Source organism: Streptomyces sp. SID5910 (assembly GCF_009862125.1).
Lineage (GTDB): Bacteria > Actinomycetota > Actinomycetes > Streptomycetales > Streptomycetaceae > Streptomyces.
Genome location: NZ_WWHX01000611.1, coordinates 1 through 6,731, shown reverse-complemented (window position 1 = coordinate 6,731; position 6,731 = coordinate 1). Strand labels below are relative to the sequence as shown.

Annotated in this window: 6 protein-coding genes and 1 pseudogene; 6 read left to right on the top strand and 1 reads right to left on the bottom strand. The window is 73.0% G+C overall.

Annotated features, from left to right (window positions below):
- Positions 1–721: pseudogene (locus tag GTW67_RS21260) on the top strand (serine/threonine protein kinase); the annotation flags it as partial.
- Here the strand turns inward: GTW67_RS21260 and GTW67_RS21255 are convergent.
- Positions 691–1,497, bottom strand: coding sequence for an SGNH/GDSL hydrolase family protein (locus tag GTW67_RS21255; RefSeq protein ID WP_161166393.1), 807 nt, complete (start codon positions 1,495–1,497; stop codon positions 691–693). The pseudogene GTW67_RS21260 and the gene GTW67_RS21255 sit on opposite strands and share 31 nt — an antisense overlap.
- 623 nt (positions 1,498–2,120) lie before the next feature.
- Here GTW67_RS21255 and GTW67_RS21250 point away from each other — a divergent pair.
- From GTW67_RS21250 to GTW67_RS21230, 5 genes are all read left to right on the top strand, one after another.
- Complete coding sequence (locus GTW67_RS21250) at positions 2,121–2,948, top strand: glycosyltransferase family 2 protein (RefSeq protein ID WP_161166392.1); 828 nt, start codon at positions 2,121–2,123, stop codon at positions 2,946–2,948.
- Positions 2,945–3,955 (top strand): glycosyltransferase family 2 protein, encoded by a 1,011-nt coding sequence (locus tag GTW67_RS21245; RefSeq protein WP_161166391.1) that lies wholly within the window; start codon positions 2,945–2,947, stop codon positions 3,953–3,955. The genes GTW67_RS21250 and GTW67_RS21245 overlap by 4 nt, the downstream gene beginning before the upstream one ends.
- 7 nt (positions 3,956–3,962) lie before the next feature.
- Complete coding sequence (locus GTW67_RS21240) at positions 3,963–4,763, top strand: polysaccharide deacetylase family protein (protein ID WP_161166394.1); 801 nt, start codon at positions 3,963–3,965, stop codon at positions 4,761–4,763.
- Between the two features lie 75 nt (positions 4,764–4,838).
- A complete protein-coding gene (locus tag GTW67_RS21235; RefSeq protein ID WP_161166390.1) occupies positions 4,839–5,933 on the top strand; it encodes a DUF5925 domain-containing protein in 1,095 nt (364 codons plus the stop codon).
- Positions 5,934–5,948: 15 nt separating this feature from the next.
- Positions 5,949–6,731, top strand: a 783-nt coding sequence (locus tag GTW67_RS21230) for a DUF72 domain-containing protein (protein WP_161166389.1), incomplete at its 3' end; no start/stop codon positions are given.

Here is a 6,731-nt window from a genome sequence, read left to right as displayed (position 1 = left end):
CCCGATGCCCCTGCCCGCGACGCCCGCGGGAGACGGTCCCGCCGCGTCCGAGGGCCGGGAGGGCCGGGCGCGGACCGTGCTGGTCGTGGGGCTGGCCGTGCTCGCGCTCGCCCTGGCCGGACTGACGTACGCGCTGCTGAACCGCTCGAACGGCGACGGCGGCACGGAGGGTTCGGGCGGGAGCCGGTCGCCGGGGGCGAGTTCGGCGGCGCCGAGCCGGACCGGCGACAGCACGGAGCCGAGTCCGTCGACCGGTTCCTCCGGCAGCGGTACGGGGACCAGTGCCCCGCCGCAGTCGGTGACCGTGTCCGTGACGGGCGCGCACACCCACTACGCGGGAAGCTGTCCCCCGCCGTACGGGCAGGCGCCCGCCTTCACGGCGACGTTCACGGCGGGGCGGCTGCCGGCGGAGGTCCGCTACCGGTGGGTGACGGAGGACGGGAAGGTCTCCGACAAGGGCTGGAAGACCCTGTCCTTCCCGGCGGACGGGGGCCGCTCGCGGCAGGACACCGTCGTCGTGACGACGGACGACGACAGCGGCGCCTTCGAGAGCACCGTGCGCGTGGAGGTGCGGAAGCCGGTGGAGGTCACGTCGGACGCGGTGGCGTTCTCTGTGACCTGCGAGACGGAGACCCCGACGGGCGGGGCCTCCCCCTCCTCCAGCTCTTCCGCTTCTCCTTCCGCTTCGGGTCAGGCGGCGCCGTTCAGGACCGGCAGGTAGCCGCCGGACTGGCCGCCCGCGGTCGGGTGGTACGACTCACCGATGTTGAGCCAGTTCACGCTGTGCAGCCAGGCACTGCCGGAGCAGATCTCGTGCCCGGTGAAGGGGGTGCGCACGTCGCCGAAGGTGAAGCCGTGGTCGGCGGCGCGCTTGGCGATGGTGGTGTTGAGCAGGTCCGAGGCGTCGTTGATCGCCTTCCGCTTCGCCTCGGAGAGGCCGATGCAGGAGGTGCCGAGCTGGTAGAAGCGCGGGTAGCCGATGACGACGACACGGGCGTTCGGAGCCTTGCTGCGGATGGCCGAGTAGACGGTGTCGAGGTTGCCGGGCAGGGTCTGGTCGACGTACGCCCGCGCGGTGGCGATCCGCGCCAGGCAGGAGCTGTCGGACTGGAGCACACAGGTCGTCATGACGTCGGCGAAACCGGCGTCGTTGCCGCCGATGCTGATCGAGACGAGGCCCGTGGCGGAGCCGAGCGGGCCGAGCTGTCCGGCGAGAACATCACCCGTACGGGCGCCGGAGCAGGCGGTGAAGTCGAAGGACGAGGGTGAGTGGGCGGCGGCCCACAGGTACGGGTAGGCCTTGGTGCTGCGCTTGCAGTCGCCGCTGGAGCCGATGTAGCTGCCCGAGCCGACGCCGGAGGAGTAGGAGTCGCCGAGGGCCACGTAGCCGCCGGCGGCCGCGGCCGGGGACGCCTGGGCCGTCGCGGCCCCGGTGAGGGCGGCGCCGGCGGCCAGGAGGACGGAAGTCAGGAAGCCGACAAGTCGGGAACGTCTCATGGAACCTCCCTTTAGCAGGATCTCTGCCTCAACCGTGGTAGCAGCTACGCGTGTTGACCGGAAGTGTCCATGCCAAGAAATGGCTGACGATGATTCAAAATCGGACGAAAGCCGGTGGGAACACCAGTGCCGTCTTGACGCTCTCCGGCGGGCTGGGCCACATTGAGGCCCGGCATCTTGGGCTTCGGGGGGCAAAGCGGAACGGTCTGGGGACCCACACCCGCGGAAGAACGCCCCCCAAGAAGAACGGATGACGGCAAAACAACAAAAACGTGAGACCTCGTTTCAGGTCTTGCCATAGAGGTTCAATCGTCAATACCGTCATACATCTCTCGGATCGGTACGTCGGCAAGCGGCTCAGGGGAGGGCTCGAGGCCGCGGCGGACCGGGACGGGACGCGCGGTAGGGGGGTGCCGTGCTCGGTGACCGCTTCGGTGGCCGGGCCGTGCCGCGCGGTCGGCTGCCGTTTCTCTTGTCGGCGTCGACAGGCTTTGCCAGCTCACCTGGCACGCAACGGGGGTCCATGCCGTCGCGCCGTGGGTGAGATACCCCCCTTTCGAACCGGATTCAGAGCCGGACCGCCCCTGGGGCGGGCGGTCCGCCGGACGAGAGGGACCAGACTCATGAGCTCAGTTCTGCACCCGGCGGTCACGGACGACGCGTCGTCCCCCGCCGGGAAGTACCGGCCCGTCTCCTCGCACCTGGCCATCGCTCCGCCGGTGAGCGTGGTCATCCCCGCGATGAACGAGGCCGAGAACCTTCCCTACGTCTTCAAGACGCTGCCCGACTGGATCCACGAGGTCATCCTCGTGGACGGCAACTCCACCGACGACACCGTCGCGGTCGCCCGCGAACTGCGGCCCGACGTCAAGGTCGTCGAGCAGCGCGGCAAGGGCAAGGGCGACGCGCTGATCACCGGCTTCGAGGCGTGCACCGGCGACATCATCGTGATGGTCGACGCCGACGGATCGGCCGACGGCCAGGAGATCCTGTCGTACGTCTCCGCCCTCGTCTCGGGCGCCGACTTCGCCAAGGGCTCCCGCTTCGCCAACGGCGGCGGCACCGACGACATGACCTTCATCCGCAAGCTCGGCAACCGCGCCCTGTGCGCGGTCGTCAACCAGAAGTTCGGCGCCCGATACACCGACCTCTGCTACGGCTACAACGCGTTCTGGCGGCACTGCCTGGACAAGATCGACCTCGACTGCACCGGCTTCGAGGTCGAGACCCTGATGAACATCCGGGTCGTCAAGGCCGGTCTCAAGGTGCAGGAGATACCCAGCCACGAGTACCTGCGCATCCACGGCGTGAGCAACCTGCGCGCCGTGCGCGACGGGCTGCGGGTGCTCAGAGTCATCGTCGGCGAGCGCTCCAACCGGCGCGCGCTGCGCAGCCGTACGCACTCGCCGACGCTCGTGTCGGCCGGCCCGGCGCGGGGGAAGGTGTCTTGAGCACTGCCGGCACCCCCCTCACGTTCTCCGTGGTGATCTGCGTCTACACCGAGGACCGCTGGGAGGACATCCTCGCGGCGGTCGCCTCGGTGCGGACGCAGTCCCGCCCGGCCCTGGAGACGCTGCTGGTCGTCGACCACAACACGGCGCTCCGGGACCGGCTGCTGAGGGAGTACAAGGAGGCGGGCGGCGTGCGGGTGCTCGCGAACGCGGGCCCCCGCGGGCTGTCGGCCGGCCGCAACACCGGCATCGCGGCCTCGCGCGGCGAGGTCGTCGCCTTCCTCGACGACGACGCCGTGGCCGAGCGCGACTGGCTGCGGCACTTCGCCGCCGGGTACGCCGATCCGGCGGTCATGGCCGTCGGCGGGCGCACGGAGCCCGTCTGGGCGTCGGGGCGCCGGCCGGCCTGGTTCCCGGAGGAGTTCGACTGGGTGGTGGGCTGCACGTACCGCGGCCTGCCGCCCGGCCGGGTCCGGGTGCGCAACGTGCTCGGCGGCAACGCCTCCTTCCGGCGCGAGGCGTTCGACGCGGCGGGCGGCTTCGCCACCGGCATCGGACGCGACGGCGACAAGCGCCCGCTGGGCTGCGAGGAGACGGAGCTGTGCATCCGGCTCTCCCGCGCCCGGCCCGACGCGGTGCTGCTGATCGACGACCGGGCGGTGATCCACCACCGGGTGCCCGGGGCGCGCGAGCACTTCGGCTACTTCCGCACCCGCACCTACGCCGAGGGCCTGTCCAAGGCGCTGGTGGCCCGGAGCGTCGGCGCGGCCAAGGGGCTGGAGTCCGAACGCCGGTACACCACCCGTGTCCTGCCGGCCGGGGTGGTGCGCGGTCTGCGCGACGCCGCGCTGGCCCGGCCGGGCGGCGCGCGCCGGGCGGGGGCGATCGTCGCCGGGGTGCTCACGGCGGCGGGCGGCTACGTGGTGGGCAGCGTACGGGCACGGCGGGGCGGGACCGCCTTCTCGGTGCCGCCCGTGGAACCGGCCGAGGGGGGTGCGCGTGGCTGACGTGTCCGTGGCCGGCGCGCGGGTGCCGGTCCTCATGTACCACGCGGTCGCGGACGATCCGAGGAAGGCGACCCGCGCCCTGTCCGTGACGCCGGCGGCCTTCGCCGGGCAGATGGCGGCGATCGCCGACCGCGGTCTCACCCCGGTCGGCACGGCGGAGCTGGCCGCCGCCTGGCGCTCGGGCCGCCCGCTGCCCGCGCGGCCGGTCCTCATCACCTTCGACGACGGCTACGAGGGCGTGCACCGGCACGCGCTGCCCGTGCTCACCGAGCACGGCTTCCCGGCCACGCTGTTCGTCACGACCGGCTGGCTGCGCGGCCCGTACGACACCGGGGGCGCCCTGGACACCATGCTCGACTGGGACCAGGTCCGCGAACTGGCCGCCGCGGGCGTGGAGATCGGCGGCCACAGCCACACCCATCCGCAGCTCGACCAGCTCGGCGAGGCTTCGCTGCGGTACGAGCTGATCCACTGCCGGGAGATCCTCACCGACCAACTGGGCGCCGCACCGGCCTCGTTCGCCTACCCGTACGGCTACTCGGACCGCCGGGTGCGGCGGGCGGTGCGCGAGACGGGGTACGCCCAGGCGCTCGCCGTCGGCAACGCCCTGGCACGCCGGCGCCAGGGGCCGTACGCCCTGCGGCGGGTGACCGTGCGCCGCGGCACGGGGCCCGAGGAGTTCGCCCGGCTGGTCGAGGGGCGCGCGATCGGCCGTACGTTCGCCCGCGACCGCGTCCTCACCAAGGGGTACGCCGTGCTGCGCGGGACACGCCGGGCGCGGGCCCGGATGCCGGGGGCCGGTGCCTGAACCACCGGCCGTCAGATGCCGCGTGTGCCCGGGAAACCGGGTGCACGCGGCGTCCGTGTGCCCGATCATGGCGGCATGTCCGTGAACCCGCACGACGCCCTGCCGATCCGGCTCAACGTCGACGACAGCGACTCCCCCTCCGACGTGGTCGACGCGCTGTTCCTCGGCCGCTTCGCCACCGGCGAGCAGCCGTTCGCGCACGCCGCGAACATCGACCGGGTGCGGTCCGCGGCGACGCTGCTGCCGCCCGGCGCGCGCGTGCTGCGCGTCGCCCGCGACGACGACCGCAGCGCGACCCTGGCGGAGGGCGACGGCTGGACGCTGCTCGTGTCCCGCTGGAGCCGGGGCGCCGACGTCACGGTGACGGCGACCAGCGCCGACCTGGCCGAGAAGGTGCTCGGCCAGGCGACGGACGGCGCGACGGACGAGCCGGAACCGCAGCCGGAGAACGTCACCATGGGCTTCTGGTACGTCTCCCCGCGGCGCGGCCCGCACCGCACGACCCGGCAGATCTCGGCCGGCACCTGGGACGAGGTCCGGGGCAACTACACGGCGCCGGTCGCGGACGCGATGGACAGCCTCATGAAGACGACCCCCGAGGACATCGCGGGCCGGCTGCTGCTCCTGCACGGCCCGCCGGGCACCGGCAAGACGTCGGCGCTGCGCACGCTCGCCCGGTCCTGGCGGGACTGGTGCCAGGTGGACTGCGTGCTGGACCCCGAGCGGCTCTTCTCCGACGTCGGCTATCTGATGGACATCGCCATCGGCGAGGAGGACGCGGCGGGCAAGGACCGCTGGCGGCTCCTGCTGCTGGAGGACTGCGACGAGCTGATCCGCGGCGAGGCCAAGCACACCGCCGGGCAGGCCCTGTCGCGGCTGCTGAACCTCACGGACGGGCTGCTCGGCCAGGGCCGCAACGTCCTGGTCGGGGTGACGACCAACGAGGACCTGGAGCGGCTGCACCCCGCCGTCGTCCGCCCCGGCCGCTGCCTGGCCCGCATCGAGGTGGGCCCGCTGACCCGCCGGGAGGCGGTGAACTGGCTCGGCACCGAGGAGGGCGTCGGCCGGGAGGGCGCGACGCTGGCGGAGCTGTTCGCGCTGCGCCGGGGCACCTCGCCGACGGCACTGCCGGAGCCGCGGGACGGCGCGGAGGCGGGGCTGTACCTGTAGCTGTCTGATGGGGGTATGACGCTGTTCGTCGGCACGTCGGGCTGGCAGTACCGGGACTGGCGGGACGTCCTGTACCCGCCCGGCCTGCCCGTGCGGCTGTGGCTGGAGCGGTACGCGGCCGCCTTCGCGACGGTGGAGATCAACAACGCGTTCTACCGGCTGCCCGCGCGGGAGACCTTCGAGGCGTGGCGGGAGCGGGTGCCGGCGGATTTCGTGGTCGCGGTCAAGGCGAGCCGCTATCTCACCCACATCAAGCGTCTACGGGACCCCGAGGAGCCGGTCGACCGTCTGATGACCCACGCGGCCGGCCTGGGCGACCGTCTCGGCCCGGTCCTGCTCCAGCTCCCGCCCACCCTGCGCGCCGACGCGGGCCTCCTCGACGCCTGCCTCGCCTGCTTCCCGCCCGGCACGCGCGTCGCGGTGGAGCCCCGGCACGAGTCCTGGTGGACGCCCGGGGTGCGCGGCGTGCTGGAGTCGCGGGGCGCGGCACTGTGCTGGGCGGACGTCCTGGCCCGCCCGGCCACCCCGCTGTGGCGCACCACCGACTGGGGCTACGTCCGCTTCCACCAGGGCCGAGCCACCCCTTGGCCCCACTACGGCCGCCGCTCCCTGGCGACATGGCTGGACCGCATCGCCACGACCTGGCCGCCCACGGCGGACGTCTACACGTACTTCAACAACGACCCGACGGGAGCGGCAATCCGAGACGCGGTGACGTTCGCGCGACGGGGCAGGGCTGCGGGTCTGACGGCCACCCGAACGTGCCCCGAAGGGGCGCGGGGAACTGCGCGACCAGCC